Below are 14,785 nucleotides of genomic sequence, written 5' to 3' on the forward strand. Positions count from 1 at the left end.
CGAGGTCGTGCGAGGTGGGGCGGGGTGTCACCGCCGCCGGTCGCGGTGGCCGCGCAGGTCCTGTGCCAGGTGCGACCGGCGCGGACGGCGGGTGCGCAGCAGCCGGCGCCAGTCCGCCCGGGTGTCGTGCATGAGCTGCCGGTGGAAGTAGTTGACGTACTCCGCCAGGGCCAGGCAGTACAGCAGGAGGCCGGGGACCCAGTGCGACGGAGTCCGGCCCTGGACGGCAGGGGCCGCGACGGCGAACGGACCGGCCAGCAGGGCCAGTCCGCACAGCGACCGGAGCGGGCGGAACACCCCGATCACCGGTGGCAGCACCGCCCCGGTGCGCAGTTGACGGTGTTTCAGCGCCCAGTAGCCGGACCCGACGAGCAGGAGTCCGGCCGTCAGGGCGAAGCCCACCGTGTTCGCGGCACTGGCGGGCGCGCCGAAGGCGGCGAACACCACCCAGCCGATCAGCACGGCGTCCGCCGCCTCCACGAGGGCCAGCATGCGCAGTCGTTTCAGCAACGCGGTGCGGGAGCGTGTCGCAGGGGTCACGCTCCCAGCATCGCGTGCCAGGCCGGGCCGTGGGCCCGTGCGCGGGAACCGGTCAGTCATGGACCAGTTGCTGTCCGACGAGTGCCGCGTACGCGCCGCCCCGCGCGACCAGCTCCTCGTGGTTGCCGTCCTCGACGATCCGGCCGCGGTCGATGACCAGGATGCGGTCCGCGTCGCGCACGGTACTCAGACGGTGCGCGATGACGATGCGGGTGCAGTCGAGTGCCGAGAGGTTCTCGTGCACGGTCGCCTCGGTGGTCGCGTCCAGGTGGCTGGTGGCCTCGTCGAGCAGCAGGACCCTCGGCCGGTGCACGACGGCGCGGGCCAGGGCCACCCGCTGCCGCTGCCCGCCGGAGAGCCCGTTGCCGCCCTCGCCGAGGATCGTCTCGTAGCCCATCGGCATGTGCGTGATGTCGTCGTGGACCGCGGCGAGGCGGGCCGCCTCGACGACGTCGTCGAGGGTGGCGTCGGGCATGACCAGCGCGATGTTGGTGAGCACCGACCCGCTGAAGATGTCTGCGTCCTGGGTGACGACACCGCACTGGCGGCGCAGGTGGCCGAGGTCCAGGTCGGTCAGCGGGGTGGACCCGTAGGTGATCTCCCCGTCGGTCGGGTCGTAGAGCCCGAGGATGAGGCGGGCCAGGGTGGACTTCCCCGATCCGCTGCTGCCGACGATGGCGATCTTCTCGCCCGGCCGGACGGTGAGCGAGATGCCCGACAGGGCCTCCGGCCCGTCCCCGGAGTAGCGGAAGCCCACGTCGGTCAGGGTGATCGGCTCGTCCAGATCCACCTTCCCGGTCCCCTGCCCCACGGACTCCGGGGGCTCGTTGAGCACGTCGCGCAACCGGTCGAGGTGGACCCGGATGGTCTGGAACGTCTTGATCCCGCGCCCGAGTTGGGCCACCGGGGCGAGCGCGGAACCGGCCAGGGCGATGAGCGCGAGCATCGTCCCGAGCGACATGTTGTCGCTGAAGACGAGGTACGCGCCGAGCACGAGCATGAGCAGCGGGGACGCGGTGCCCAGCATGCCGAGGACGCCGTCGATCGTGTTGTCCAGCCTGCTGCGGCGCACGGAGGACTCCAACTGCTCGGCGAACTTCCCCGACCAGCGCTGCACCACGACGTGTTCGGCGCCGGAGGACTTGACCGTCTCGGCACCGGTCACCGCCTCCAGGAGCGTGCTCTGCGCCTCCCCGAGCGCCTGGAGCTCGCGCTCGGTCAGCCGCTGGGCGGTCCGGGCCGAGGCGAACATGACCGCGAGCTGCACGGCGGCCACGGCGAGGATCGCGGCGACGAACAGCAGCGACGTGAAGCCGATCACCACGAGGTAGACGCCGAGCAGCGCCACGTCGAGCAGGACCGCCAGGAGCTGGCTGGAGATGGCGTCCCGGACGTACGTCATGCTCGACACCCGGACGAGCAGGTCGCCCCCGGTGCGGAGCTGGAAGAACTTGTACGGCAAGGACATCAGATGTCTGAGGAACGTCCCCATCATCGACCAGTCCATCCGGGTCTGCAGCCACAGAAGCAGCTCGGCCCTCGCCAGTGTCATCAGCCCGTGGCTCACGGTGTAGGCGACGAGACCGGCCGCCAGGACGAGCAGGGTGTCCTCGCCGCGCCCCGGCAGGACGCGGTCGACGACGTACGCCGTCAGGAACGCCGGGAGCAGCCCGAGGAGGGTGAGCGCGGCCGAGGCCCCGACGACCCCGGCGACGACGGGCACGGAACGGGGCAGGAAGGGCCGGACGAAGGACCACAGTCCCGCCTCGGCTCCGTCGCGGCGTTCGAGCTCCTCGGTCGGCTCCAGCTCCAGCGCGACCCCGGTGAAGGAGGCGTCGAGTTCCGCGTAGGTGATGCGCCGCCGCCCGGACGCCGGATCGACGATGTCGACACCGCGGCGGGTGAAGCGCTCGACGACGACGAAGTGGTTCATCCCCCAGTGCACGATCAGCGGCAGGGCGAGCCCGCGCAGCGCGTCCGGCTCCGCACGGAAGGCCCTCACCTTCATGCCGAGTTCGCGTGCCTGCCGGGCGATGGAGGCGGCGCTCGCCCCGTCGCGCGAGAGCACCATCCGGTCGCGCAGCTCCGCGACGGTGGTGGAGCGGCCGTGGTGACCGAGCACCATGGCGAGGGCGGCGACACCGCACTCGACCGAGGTCGACTGCAGCCGCACGGGTACCCTGCGACGGACAGCACTCACTGGTTGCCCCTTTCGTTCCAGATGTCCACGAGCAGGGGGCGGGTGCCCTGGTCGAGGACGACGGACGCGCCCTCCTCCAGCCCGTCGGCGACACCGTCGGGGAGTTCGACGAGCACCATGGTGACCTGGGTCCCGCCCTGGCCGGTCCGGAAGTCCTTCACCCGGCCCTCCATGTCCCGGCCGTCCACCCGCAGCAGGACGTCGCTGCCCTTGGCCGGCGGGCTGAAGCCCGGGAAGGCCAGCACGCCCTGGCGACCGTTGACCCCGGCCAGGGTGCCGGTCGGCCCGACCGGCACCCGTACCACGAGGCCCGCCGCCACCGTGAGGACGAGGAGCAGGGTCGCGGCCAGGGCCCAGCGCCACCGGGGCCGCATCCGTTCGGGGTGGAACCCGGTGCGGGCGGCGCCGCGCGGGTTGGCGCGGTAGGCGGCCACCATGCTCGGCCGGTAGACGCCCTCGGCGAGCGTGCCGTCCGGGGCCCCGGGGGCGGACGCGCCGTTCAGCACGTCGTCCCCCGGGGTTCGGGGGCGGCGAGCGTCAGCAGGTCCGGGACCCGCCCGGGTGCGGCCTTGCGGGCCAGGCCCCAGGCGATGCCGGCCAGTCCGGTCATGAGGCCGGGGGTCTCCACGCCCTTCGGGACGCCGCACAGCCAGCCGTTCTCCCGCCCCTCGTGCAGCAGGGTGTTCCACACCCGGGGCAGCAGGTCGGCCACCTCGGGTTCCTGGTCGGCCCTGGTGCTCCCGTCGATGATGAGCAGGTTGCCGACGTCCCCGTGGCAGAGGCTGTGGTTGCCGAGACCGGACACCGGGTCGAGGTCGAGCCCCGTCGAGATGGCGGCGAGCACCGCCGTGTGCCGGTCGCTCTCGACCTGTTCGGCGAGGTCCGGGACGGTGCCCAGCCCGTGGAGGGCGGTGCGGGCCATCGCGATGCCCGGGGCGCCGTGGCACCAGGCGTTCATGACCGTGCGCCCGCCGAGGTTGGCCGGCCGCAGGTCGCGCCAGGTGCGCAGCTCCGGGTCGAAGACGGTCCGCTCGTACGCGAGCGCGCGCCGGACGGCCTCCCGGTACTCCGGCCGGGGGGCGATCCGGTCGAGCCGGGCGAGCGCGTACGCGATGCCGGAGGCGCCGTGCGAGAAACCCGCGAGCGGTTCCTCCGGGTTGATCGGGGTGGCCCAGCCCCATCCGTCACCGTGCTCCTGCCGGGTGGCCAGCAGCCGGTCGGCGCAGCGCACCGCGATCCGGGCCGCTCCGGTGCCCGGCCGGGCCGCCTCCAGGGCGAGGAGGGCCAGGATCGCGCCCGCCGATCCGGAGACGATGTCCAGGAGCCCGTCCTCGTCGGCGAGTTCGTCGACGGCGGGCAGCAGGGCGGCCGCGGCCTCGGCGTACTCGGGCCGGTCGTGGCGCACGGCCGCGTGGGCGAGGGCGTAGACGGCGCCACCGAACGGGCCGAATGCGCCGATGCCGAACTCGTTGGCCCCGGGCTTCTTCGCGAGGCCCGCCAGCGTCTCGGCGATGAGCAGCGAACGCTTCGCGACCTGGTCGAAGGCGGCTCGGGCCAGCTCGCCGGTGCGCTCGTCACCGGTGACGGCCGCGACGGCGTCGAGGGCGTGCGCGATGCCGGCGGTCCCGGTGTAGAGGCCGATGGGTGCGGGTGCGTACTGCCAGTACTTCTCGTCGACCAGGTCCAACCCGATCCAGCCAAGACCGTGTTCGTCGCGGACGCACAGGTCGGACAGCCGGCGCGCCAGCCGCAGCGCCTCCTCGGCGAAGTCGCCGGGGTCGGCGGCGCCGTCCATGCGGGGCCGGTGCCAGTTGGGCCAGCGGGCGTCGCTCTCCCCCATCGCGGTGGCGGCGACGCACGAGCGGATGACGCGCTCCTGGAAGGCGAGGTCGGCATCGCCGAGGGCGAGGAGGCGTTCGCGTACGGCGGTGAGCGGCGGGTAGCGGGTGCCGATGGGTGCCTCGTCCAGCCCGCCGCGCAGGGTTCCGTCCTCCGCGTCGACGGTGAACATGGGGATGTCCCCGAGGGTGAGCTCGGCGACCTCGTCCAGGACCATCGCGGTGCGGGACTCCGGCATCTCGATGTGTCCGCCGGCCAGCCGGGCGAGCGAGCGGGAGTGGTCGAGCCCGTCGCGCATGAAGTCCGGGTGGGTGCTCTCCAGGAGCAGTCGGCCGTAGATGTGGGTCGGTCTGGCGATGAGCCGGGTCCGTACGGGGCCGAAGGCGGCCAGCGCTCCCCCGGGGGCGAGCAGTTCGTCCTGCCCCGCTTCCAGGAGCCGGTAGACGTGGGTGAAGCCCTCGACGAACGCGTCGACCCGGCCGACCAGGTCGATCGGTTCCCCGTCGGCGGTCATCGGGTGGTTGCGCTCGGCGTCCATCTCCATCCGCCGCTTGACCAGCCGCATGCGGTCGGTACCGCTGTCCTCCCAGGTGGGCACCGGCATGGGGGTCAGCTGCCCGCCGTGGCCCGCGAGTCCGCTGACGTCCAGACCGAAGGTGCCGTCCTCGCCGCGCACGAGGAGGTGGTTGGGGAGGATGCCCACGGACTGGACGGAGTCGGCGAGGGTGACCGCGGCGATGTCCGTCTCACCGTCGATCTTGACGACCGCCGCGGTTTTGTCGTTGTGCAGCAGCGCCTCCAGGTCGACGAGGACCGGGTACTCGCCCGCGGCCAGCACGTTCTCGAAGTGGAAGTCGGTGGCGTGCAGGAGGTAGAGGAGCGAGGTCAGGGCGCCGAGCCGCCAGGCGTACCGGTCGCCCCCCTCGGCGTCGGTGGTCGCGGTGGTGTCGACCTGTTCGACCCATCCGTGGCCGCCCCGGTCCACGATGCCGATCCTGGCCAGATCGTGCGGGGCCTCCTGCTGGTTGACCCAGTCCAGGAGTCCGTCGAAGGCGGTGTCCATGGCCAGCGGACGGGGTTTGAAGACCAGGGTGGCGGTGTCGAACTCGACCATGGCGACGGAGCGGCCCCGCCGGTGCTTGTCGCCGGCGCCGAACTCCAGGCGTACCAGCCGCCGGGGCTCCTGGGCGGCGAGCAGGCTCCCGCGCAGCACGGGGAGATCGGCCACGAGTGCGTCGATCAGCTCGACCCGGGTGTCGATCCAGAAGCGGAGCTGGCCCACGATCAGCCGTGCCAGGACCGGGTATTCGTCCCAGAGGGCGAGCGCGTTGGCCTCCGACCGGAGGAGTCCGACGTAGGAGGAGAAGCGTTCCTCGGGGGTCTCGCCGCCGAGGCGGTCCTCGACCCGGGCGATGTTGAGTTCGAGGACGAGGGTCCGCTGCACATGGCCGAGGAGGTCGGCGGCGGGGGCGGTCGCGCGGACGACGTCGAGAACGTGCCCGAGGTCGGCGAGGACGGGGTCCTCGCTGCCCCGTACCCGTTCCTCGACGAGTGCGTCGAGCTCGTGGACGGCGCCTTCCACGAGCGGGCGTATCACTTCCAGGAGGCCCATGTCCGGGTCGAGGCGGCGGGTGGCGTCCGTGGTGGCCATGCCTTCGGCCCACCACCGCCGGAAGATCCGGTGCCAGTCGGGTTCGTCCGTCAGGCGGGCGACGAGGGAATCGTCGCTCTCCCCGAGCAGGGCGGTCAGTTCGTCGGCGGTGACGCCCAGCGGTGCGAGCCGTTCGTCCAGGGTGGCGCGTTCACCGGTCAGGGGCGCCAGCTCCCTCCACATGGCCAGGCGCTTCTCGCCCCGCACCGGGTCGATCCGCGACGGGGTACCGCCGAGCCTTTCACTCAGGGTGGCGGCCCGGTGCCAGGGGAGGTGGACCCCCGCCGACCCGCCGATGGGGTGCTCGCTTGCGACGTCAGGCATTCCGCTCTTCCTCCTGGGGCATAAACATGACCGGCGGGGGCGTACGGTCGCCCGCCCCTGCCGGTCACGTCATTTCTTCGGTACGCTGCTAGTTCTTGCAGGGCTTACCGGGGTTGCAGGCCAGACCGCATACGGTCCAGCCCGAGTACCACGGCAGGCACGAGCAGCACCCGAGAGTGCCGAGAACGCCGGAGCCAGCTCCGTTGATCTCGGTCAGCTCTTCGTCGGTGATTGCGGTGAGGCCTTCGCCCGACGGATGGGCGGGGGCCTCACTCCCGAGGGACAACCGGTAGTCGGCGTCCTTCCAGGACCGGACTATGTCCACGAATCATCACTCCCTGTAGGAATCGGGCAGGCTCAGCAACAGCCGCGCGTGCCCATGCTGCAGCTGCCGCAGAGGGTCCCGGTCGGGGAGCACACCGTGACGGTCAGAGTGACCGTGGCGCACACCCACGTGGTCCCGCCCGCGACGCCGTCGAGCTGATCGTCGGCCAGCTCGACGAGGCCGGCCGGGTTGGCGGGGGCCTCGCTGAGGGTGGCCCGGTACTCGGGGTCCTTCCATGCGCGAACAAGGTTCATTTGTCTGTCACCTCCTTTCGCTGAGGATGGGAACCGGCCCCTGGGGGCTGGTTCCGGGTGCCATCCTCAGCGGCCGTCATGCAGCCGGAATACCGCGCGGGCGGCCCGGGGCGCATACACGGCGCATACGCCGGAGCGAGTTGCTCCGGCAGGGCCGTCCGCCCTCACGGCCCGTACGGGAACGCCGCCGTCATGGGGTCCATGGCGGCGGCTGCCCCGGGGCATGCCTTCGCACCGGTCGTGGTGACGACCGGTGCGGGAACACATACGGGTGCACGGTGGGGAGGCACCGGCGGCGGAGGGGACTGACGGCCCGGGCAGAAGGGGGCCGGCCGGAAGCGCTGGACGGAGAGGGTCCGGCGGCTCAGGCGACCACGGCGACGACGGCCGCCGTCAGGGCGAAGAAGCCGCACACACCCAGGACCAGGCCCCTGAGGTGGAGCATCACGAACGACGGGCCCCGGGTGGTCGCGCCTTCCGGGTCGGCGGCGCTGTAGTGGACGGTCACGACGTCGCCCACGGCCGGGGAGAGCCGCCCCTGCCGCTCCTCGAAACTGACGGTGCGCCCGTCGTCGGTGCGGAACTCCAGGGTGGGGTGGCGGTGGACGACGAAGCCGCCCTCCGCGTCCTGCCCCTCCTCGACGCGTATGCCGGTGCAGCGGGCCTCGGCGGTAAGGCCCTCGGCCCAGATGGCCCGGAGCCGGGGGCCGTCGATGAGGCGGTCCGCGTGCTTCCGGAACATCATGGTCGCGCCGACGGAAAGGACGAAGTAGACGGCGGCGATGGCGACGGCCATGGGGCTCCCCCGGCGGGATCGGGCGGGACGGACCGGCATTATCCCGTGCGCGGATCGCGCCCGGCAAGGGCCCTCCGCACCTGCGGCACCGGCGCACCGGGGCCGCCCCGGATGGTCCGTCAGGTGCGTTCGCGGGCCTTCACGCGCCGCGCCTGGCTGCGCACCGCGCCCATGCTCGCCCCGATGACGAGGGCGATCGCCAGTGCGTCGGTGGTCGACAGGGCCTGGTCGAGGACCAGGAATCCGGCCAGGGCCGCGATCGCCGGCTCCAGGCTCATCAGGATCGCGAAGGTGGGCGCGGGCAGTCGGCGCAGCGCCATGAACTCCAGGGTGTACGGGAGTACCGAGCTCAGCAGCGCCACCAGCGAACCGAGCCCCAGCGTGGCCGGGACCACCAGCTTCGGCCCCGACTCGATGAGGCCCAGGGGCAGGACGAGGAGGGCGGCGACGGCCAGGGCCAGGGCCAGCCCGTCCGCCTGCGGGAAGCGGCGGCCGGTACGGGCGCTGAAGACGATGTACGTCGCCCACAGGGCACCCGCGCCGAGCGCGCAGGCAGCGCCGACCGGGTCGAGGCGGTCGAGCCCGCCACCGCCCAGCAGCACGACGCCGCCCAGCGCGAGCCCCGCCCACACCACGTTGACCAGGCGACGGGAGGCCACCACGGAGAGGACCAGCGGCCCCAGCACCTCCAGGGTGACCGCCGCACCCAGCGGGATACGGTCGGCGGCCTGGTAGAAGAGCGTGTTCATACCGCCCATGGCCAGGCCGAAGGCGACGACGGTGCCCCAGTCGGCACGCGAGTAGCCGCGCACCTTCGGCCGGCAGACGATCAGCATCACCACGGCGGCCACGACCAGCCGCAGCGTGACGACCCCGAGCGCCCCGGCCCTCGGCATCAGCAGCACCGCGACGGCGGAGCCGAACTGCACGGAGAGTCCGCTTGCGACCACCAGCGCGATCGGGGCGAGCGCCGCGCCCCGCCCTCGGGGGCCCGTGGGACCGCCCGAAGCACCGCCCGGGGCGGCGACCGCCTCGGGTACGGCGACGGCCGCGGCTCCTGCCGCGCTGCGCTGGTCGTTCACCTGCGGTGTCCCTCCTCTGCCCGAAGTCCACTCTGGTGGACCGCCCGGTCGAAGGTACTGCACCTTCCCGTACCCCGGCCGGGCCGCCGTTCGTTCGGTACGTCCTCTTACGGTAAGTACCTCCGCGTGCCATGTGAAATGTCGAAAGCGCTCCGGTTATGCTCCGCGCGCATGAGCATCGGACATTCCGGGGAGAGCACCGGCCGCGGCATCGAGGTACGGCATCTGCGTGCCTTCCTCGCCGTGGCCGACGAGGGCAATGTCACCCGTGCCGCCACCCGCCTGCACCTCACCCAGCCTGCGGTCTCGCGCACCCTGGCCGCGCTGGAGCGGCACCTCGGCACCCGGCTCGTCGACCGGTCCACCCACCATCTCGCCCTCACCCCGGAGGGCGTCGTCTTCCGCGACAGGGCCGCCGCCGCGGTCGCCGCCTTCGACGAGGCGCTGGACCCCGGCGGGCTGCGCCGGTGGCCGCTGCGGCTCGGGCACGCCTGGTCGGCGTTCGGCCCGTACACCACTCCGCTGCTGCGCCGCTGGCAGGAGCGGTATCCGCAGACCCCGCTGGAGCTGCTGCGGATCGACGACCGCACCGCCGGGCTGACCCGTGGCGAGGTCGACGCGGCGCTGCTGCGGGGGCCGGTCGAGGCGCCCGGTCTGGTCACCGAGGTGCTGTTCGAGGAGGACCGGGTGGCGGCGGTCGCCACGGACGGTCCGCTCGCCGCCCGCGCCATGCTCCGGCTCGACGATCTGAGGGGCGAGACGGTCGTCCTCAACACCGTGTCCGGCACCACCACGGTCGAGCTGTGGCCCCCGGGCGGGCGGCCCGCCGCGACGCTGACGGTCGCCAACACCGACGACTGGCTCGCCGCCATCGCGGCCGGGCGCGGGGTCGGGGTCTCCGGCGCCTCCACCGCGTCCATGCACCCGCACCCCGGCGTCGCCTACCGCCCCCTGGCCGACGCCCCGCCCGTGCCCGTACTCCTCGCCCGCCGCGACGCCCCCGGCCACCCCGCCCTGCCCATCCTGCTCGCCCTGGCCCACGAGGTGGTGGCGCACGACCGGGGCGCCACCGGCTGAGCAACGTCACGGGCCGCCGGACCGGACCTGGATCCGGCCCGCCGAAAACCCGGTGCGCCCGGCGGGCCGGGTCACCAGACTCGGCACATGGATTCCAGGATCACGCGCATCAACCCCACTCACCTCCACACGACCCCGGGCTACCACCACATCACCGTGGCGGAAGCCGGCCGGACCGCTTACCTGGCGGGCCAGTGCCCGCTCGACCTCTCGGGGGAGGTCGTGGGGCCGAGCGATCTCGATGCCCAGATCGACCAGGTGGTGGCCAACTCCGTCGCCGCCCTGGAAGCGGTGGGCGCCCGGCCGGAACACGTCGTCCGTTCGGTGATCTACGTCGTCAGTGACGGTGACGCGCCCCTGGGGGCCGTCTGGCAGCGCCTGACCGGATCGGCCCTGGGACCGGCGTTCACCACCGCGAGCACCCTGCTGGGCGTCGCCCAGCTGGGCTTTGCCGGGCAACTGGTCGAGCTGGACCTCACCGCGTCCCTCCCCGACGCGCCCGCCCCACACGCCTGAGCCGCACCGCGACCGTCACATTTTCTTTCTCAGGGGGTGGGGTCGGGCTCGCGGCAGGGGCGGCAGAGTCCGTCGCGGAAGGCCTCGGGCCTTCCCGGTACGCCGCACTCGGTGCACTCCGGCATCACACGACGCACCGGGGCTTCCGCCGGTGCGGGCGGGACGGGCGTCACGGGCAGGTGGGGCGGAAGCTTGTCCCGGAGGCGGCGGCGCACCAGCCCGAAGGGGGAGCCGACCGCGTCGGGAAGCCCGGCGGTCAGGACCCGGGTCAGATAATCGGCGTCCACACCCCGCGCGAACCACCCGGCCGCCAGCCCCTCCAACGCCGCACAGTCCGCCGCCGAGAGAGCCAGCCGGGAGTCCGTACGACCGAGCCGCGCCAGCGCCGCGAACGCGGGCGAGGGAGCGCCGTTCTGCGGCTGCGGCTGCGGCTGCGGCTGCGGCTGAACCGGTACCTCCGGCTCCGCGACGCGCTGCTGCGGGACCTGCGCGGCGGGCACGGGCACGGAAGCAGAAGCAGGGGCAGGGGCGGCGGCCTGGGGGTCGGACTGGGTGGCGCGGTGGTTCTGGTCGGCGAGGAAGGTGGTCCACCACTCGTTGTCGTGGGCGACCCGCGACCAGAACGTGCGCGTGACCCAGCGGATCTGCCCGTTCTCGATGCTCACGCAACGCCCCCGGCGCAGGTGACCGGCCACGCTCAGGGCCCGTAACGCGCTGCCCACCGCCATCTGCCCGTACAACGGCAGCGACTTCGCAAGGGACTTGATGTCCATCGCCGCACCCTCCGCCAACGCCTCCACATAGCCCGCGATGTGCCGCTCACGCACCGGCAGCGACGCGAAATCGGCCTCGTGGGGCGGGCGTTCCGCCGGTACGGAACGCTTCCCGTAACCAGGATTTGCCCTCGGCGGGAGAACGCGCGGAGCTGCGGACGCACAACGGTCGGGGATAAACTCGGCTACAGCCAAGGGATCGTCTTTCTGTTTTGGTTTGGGAGATCTTGCGGTCAGACCCCGGCCGGTGCTCTAACACCGCGTCGGGGTCGATTCGTTCGCACCGTAAGCGGGCGCGACTCTGCGCCGCAACTCGATCACGATTAGTCATACTTGCTGGCCGTGACGGGTACGGGAGGGCGGGGAGGTTTCCCCAACCCACCCAGGAAACCAACCGCTTGGAACACACCGCTCGAATCCCGAACCCCGAATCCCGGCCCCCGGATCCCGAAGCTCAAGCCCCGGGCCCGCACCCGTCTCCGCGCCCACGAAAGAGTGAACCGGCCCCTCCCGAAGCTCGGCACCCGAAGCCCGGCGCCCGAAGCTCGGGACTCGGGATTCGAGGCGGGCTCAGGGAGATCGGGGGCTCTCCTGGCGCAGGGCGTCCGCGAGGAGTTCGGCGAGGTGGCGGGCGCGTACGCCGCCGAGCTGGGCGAGCTGGGTACGGCACGAGAAGCCGTCCGCGAGGAGGGCCGTGCCCGGTTCGGCCGCCCGTACGGAGGGGAGCAGGGTCTCCTCCGCGCAGGCCACCGACACGTCCCAGTGGCCGCGTTCGAAGCCGAAGTTCCCGGCCAGGCCGCAGCATCCGCCGCTCAGCTCGCCGGTCAGGCCCGCCCGTTCGCGCAGGCGGCGTTCGGCCGCGTCGCCGAGGACCGCGTGCTGGTGGCAGTGGGTCTGACCGGCGACCGGGCGGTCCAGGCGGGGCGGCCGCCAGTCGGGGGCGTACTCCTCCAGGTACTGGGCCAGCGTCCGGACGGAGGCGGCGAGTTCGGCGGCCCGGGGGTCGTCGGGGAGGAGTTCGGGCAGGTCGGTGCGGAGGGTGGCGGCGCAGCTCGGTTCGAGAACGACGAGCGGCTCGCCCAGGGTCGGGCCCATCCGGTCCAGGGTGCGGCGCATCACCGCGCGGGCCCGGTCGAGCCGGCCCGTGGACACGTAGGTGAGGCCGCAGCACAGGCCCCGGCCGCCGCCGGGGAGCAGCACGGTACGGCCCGCCGCCTCCAGGACCTCGACCGCCGCCCGGCCCACCTCGGGCGAGAGGTGGGTGGTGAAGGTGTCGGGCCAAAGGGTGGCGGTCCGTTCGTCGGAGACGGTCTCCGGCCGCCCGCCGCCGCGCCGGGCGGGCCCGTGGGTGAAGGGGTGGCGGGGGAGGACGGGGATCGTGCGTTCGGGGGCGATCCCGGCCAGCCGTTTGGCGAGGGCGGCCAGGGGGCGTACGCGGGCCAGGGCGTTCAGGACCGGTGCGAAGGGGGCGGCCAGGCGCAGCCACCGGGGCAGCCCGCCCATCGCGTAGTGCGCGGCGGGGCGGAGCCGTCCCCGGTAGTGGTGGTGGAGGAACTCCGCCTTGTACGTGGCCATGTCGACGCCGACCGGGCAGTCGTGGCGGCAGCCCTTGCAGGACAGGCAGAGGTCGAGCGCGTCGCGTACCTCCGTCGACCGCCAGCCACCGGTGATCACCTCCCCGGCGAGCATCTCGTGGAGCAGCCGGGCCCTGCCCCGGGTGGAGTGGGCCTCCTCGCCGGTCACCCGGAACGACGGGCACATCACGCCCGGACCCGCCGTCGGCACCGCCGTACGGCAGGCGGCGACGCCCACGCAGCGGCGGACCGCGGCCGAGAAGTCGCCGCCGTCGTGCGGGTAGCCGAACGCGACGTCCACCGGGTGTTTCGGCAGCACGGCGAAGCGGAGGTGCTCGTCGAGGCGGTCGGGGCGGGCGAGGACACCCGGGTTCATGCCGCCGTCCGGGTCCCAGACGTCCTTGAAGCGGGCGAAGAGGGCGACCAGTTCGTCCCCGTACATGCGGGGCAGCAGTTCGGCGCGGGCCAGGCCGTCGCCGTGCTCGCCGCTGAGTGAACCGCCGTGCGCGACGACCAGGTCCGCCAGTTCCTCGGAGAAGCGGCGGTAGCGGGCGACGCCCGCCGGGTCCAGCAGGTCGAAGTCGATCCGGACATGGACGCAGCCCTCGCCGAAGTGGCCGTACGGGGTGCCGCGCAGGCCGTGGGCGGCAAGGAGGGCGCGGAAGTCGCGCAGGTAGGGGCCGAGGCGGGCGGGCGGCACGGCGCAGTCCTCCCAGCCGGGCCAGGCCTCGGTGCCGTCGGGCGTCCGGGTCGCGGTGCCCGCCGCGTGCTCCCGGATGCGCCACAGGGCCCGCTGTCCGGCCGGGTCGGTGACGACGGCGGCGTCCAGGGCGTCGGCGGCGCGGACGACGCGTTCGGCGTGGGCCCGCGCCTCGGCGGGGGTGGTGCCGCCCGTCTCGACGAAGAGCCAGGCCGCGCCGCACGGCAGCCCGGCGGGTCCGCGTACGAGGTCGGCGGCCATGCCCTCGACGGTGAGCGGGTGGTGCGGCAGCAGGCCGGGGGCGGCCTCGGCGGCGGCGGACTCGTCCGGGTAGCCGAGCACGGCCAGCGCACGGGCGGCCGGGGCCTCGACCAGCCGTACGGTCGCCTCCGTCACCACGCCGAGCGTGCCCTCGCTGCCGCAGAACGCGCGGACCGGGTCGGTGCCGCGCTCGGGCAGCAGGGCGTCGAGGGCGTACCCGGAGATCCGGCGCGGGAGGTCCGGATAGCCGGTGCGCAGCAGGGCGAGGTTCTCGCGGACGAGGGCGGTGAGGGCGTCCAGCGGGGCGGGGACCATGCCCGGGGCCAGGCGCAGGACGTCGCCGCCGTAGCGGGCCACCGTCAGCTCGCGCACCTGGTCGGCGGTGGTGCCCCAGGCGACCGAGTGGGCGCCGCAGGAGTTGTTGCCGATCATGCCGCCGAGCGTGCAGCGGCTGTGGGTGGACGGGTCCGGGCCGAAGGTGAGGCCGTACGGGGCGGCGGCGGCGCGCAGCCCGTCGAGGACCAGGCCGGGCTGGACGACGGCGGTACGGGCCACCGGGTCCAGGGCGACCAGCCGGTCCAGGTGGCGGGTGAGGTCGACCACGACGCCGGTACCGGTGGCCTGGCCCGCGATGGAGGTGCCGCCGCCGCGCGGTACGACCGGCACGCCGTGCGCGCGGCAGACGGCGAGCGCGGCGGCCACGTCGTCGGCGTCACACGGTCGGACGACGCCGAGCGGCACCCTGCGGTGGTTGGATGCGTCCATCGTGTTCAACGCCCGTGCGGTGGGGCCGAATTCGACCTCGCCGCGGATCGCGATACGCAGGGCCTGTGCGAGTTCGTCGGGTTCCGTCGGATTCTGTACTGCGGCCAT

Annotated in this window: 12 protein-coding genes; 2 read left to right on the top strand and 10 right to left on the bottom strand. The window is 73.4% G+C overall.

The window, feature by feature from the left end; genetic code table 11:
- Window positions 1-27 precede the first annotated feature (27 nt).
- From ACIQGQ_RS03830 to ACIQGQ_RS03865, 8 genes are all read right to left on the bottom strand, one after another.
- Window positions 28-540, bottom strand: a complete 513-nt coding sequence (locus tag ACIQGQ_RS03830) for a multidrug transporter (RefSeq protein WP_402390197.1) — start codon at window positions 538-540, stop codon at window positions 28-30.
- Window positions 541-592: 52 nt separating this feature from the next.
- Window positions 593-2,740, bottom strand: a complete 2,148-nt coding sequence (locus ACIQGQ_RS03835; protein WP_402390199.1) for a peptidase domain-containing ABC transporter — start codon at window positions 2,738-2,740, stop codon at window positions 593-595.
- Entirely contained in the window at window positions 2,737-3,246 is a 510-nt protein-coding gene (locus ACIQGQ_RS03840; protein WP_402390201.1) for a hypothetical protein, read from the bottom strand. Before ACIQGQ_RS03840 ends, ACIQGQ_RS03835 begins: the two co-directional genes overlap by 4 nt.
- Complete coding sequence (locus ACIQGQ_RS03845; RefSeq protein ID WP_402390203.1) at window positions 3,240-6,554, bottom strand: type 2 lanthipeptide synthetase LanM family protein; 3,315 nt, start codon at window positions 6,552-6,554, stop codon at window positions 3,240-3,242. Before ACIQGQ_RS03845 ends, ACIQGQ_RS03840 begins: the two co-directional genes overlap by 7 nt.
- 88 nt (window positions 6,555-6,642) lie before the next feature.
- A complete protein-coding gene (locus ACIQGQ_RS03850) occupies window positions 6,643-6,879 on the bottom strand; it encodes a mersacidin/lichenicidin family type 2 lantibiotic (RefSeq protein WP_010071700.1) in 237 nt (78 codons plus the stop codon).
- A gap of 32 nt (window positions 6,880-6,911) precedes the next feature.
- Entirely contained in the window at window positions 6,912-7,133 is a 222-nt protein-coding gene (locus ACIQGQ_RS03855; protein ID WP_352275857.1) for a mersacidin/lichenicidin family type 2 lantibiotic, read from the bottom strand.
- 364 nt (window positions 7,134-7,497) lie between these two features.
- On the bottom strand, window positions 7,498-7,929 hold the full coding sequence (locus tag ACIQGQ_RS03860; protein WP_402390207.1) for a DUF3592 domain-containing protein: 432 nt from the start codon (window positions 7,927-7,929) through the stop codon (window positions 7,498-7,500).
- A gap of 119 nt (window positions 7,930-8,048) precedes the next feature.
- Window positions 8,049-9,011, bottom strand: a complete 963-nt coding sequence (locus tag ACIQGQ_RS03865; protein WP_402390210.1) for an EamA family transporter — start codon at window positions 9,009-9,011, stop codon at window positions 8,049-8,051.
- 171 nt (window positions 9,012-9,182) lie between these two features.
- Here ACIQGQ_RS03865 and ACIQGQ_RS03870 point away from each other — a divergent pair, with 171 nt between their 5' ends.
- Complete coding sequence (locus ACIQGQ_RS03870) at window positions 9,183-10,088, top strand: LysR family transcriptional regulator (RefSeq protein ID WP_402390212.1); 906 nt, start codon at window positions 9,183-9,185, stop codon at window positions 10,086-10,088.
- Between the two features lie 87 nt (window positions 10,089-10,175).
- The gene (locus tag ACIQGQ_RS03875) at window positions 10,176-10,604 is read left to right on the top strand and encodes a RidA family protein (RefSeq protein WP_402390215.1); all 429 of its coding nucleotides are present in this window, start codon (window positions 10,176-10,178) and stop codon (window positions 10,602-10,604) included.
- A gap of 29 nt (window positions 10,605-10,633) precedes the next feature.
- On the opposite strand, the gene ACIQGQ_RS03880 is transcribed toward ACIQGQ_RS03875, so the two are convergent.
- Window positions 10,634-11,431 (bottom strand): MarR family transcriptional regulator, encoded by a 798-nt coding sequence (locus ACIQGQ_RS03880; RefSeq protein WP_402390218.1) that lies wholly within the window; start codon window positions 11,429-11,431, stop codon window positions 10,634-10,636.
- A gap of 516 nt (window positions 11,432-11,947) precedes the next feature.
- Window positions 11,948-14,785, bottom strand: coding sequence for an FAD-binding and (Fe-S)-binding domain-containing protein (locus tag ACIQGQ_RS03885; RefSeq protein WP_402390220.1), 2,838 nt, complete (start codon window positions 14,783-14,785; stop codon window positions 11,948-11,950).

It is taken from the genome of Streptomyces sp. NPDC092952 (assembly GCF_044754785.1).
Classification (GTDB): Bacteria; Actinomycetota; Actinomycetes; order Streptomycetales; family Streptomycetaceae; genus Streptomyces.